Source organism: Tannerella forsythia (assembly GCF_001006485.1).
GTDB lineage: Bacteria > Bacteroidota > Bacteroidia > Bacteroidales > Tannerellaceae > Tannerella > Tannerella forsythia.
This window is the reverse complement of sequence record NZ_JUET01000007.1, coordinates 1-391: the sequence shown is the minus strand read 5'-3', so window position 1 is coordinate 391 and position 391 is coordinate 1. Positions and strand designations below refer to the sequence as shown.

At 60.6% G+C, this 391-nt stretch carries 1 protein-coding gene; it reads left to right on the top strand.

Features of this window, described 5'->3' with window-relative positions; all coding sequences use genetic code 11:
* Nucleotides 1–328 (top strand): ArsR/SmtB family transcription factor (locus Tanf_RS16560; protein ID WP_046824504.1); only part of this gene is annotated, 328 nt, incomplete at its 5' end.
* Between the last annotated feature and the right edge of the window lie 63 nt (nt 329–391).

The window sequence follows — 391 nt, the reverse complement described above, 5'->3', positions numbered from 1 at the left end:
CTTCACAGCGCTTGGCGACGAGACGCGTTTGAACATCATTGCCATTCTGGCGCGCAATGGCGAACGCGCCATGACGTGCGGGCAATTTACCCAGCTTGGTTCCAAAACAGCCCTGAGCTATCATGTCGCCAAGCTGCGGGAGGCAGGCGTGATCAATGTGCGGCCCGATGGAACGAAACGGTTTCTGACCTTGCGCCGTGCCGATCTCGACAATCGCTTCCCCGGCTTTCTCGACTCCGTCATCGCCTCGGCAAGCATGATGCCATTGCCTGAAAGCCAGCCTCCGGCCGGTCCGGCCGAAACCCCGGGAGAAACCGAATGGACATAAAATCGAGCGGCTCCATACCGACGCGCCGCGCGCCGGAAGAATGGTTCACCGGCACAGTCTGGC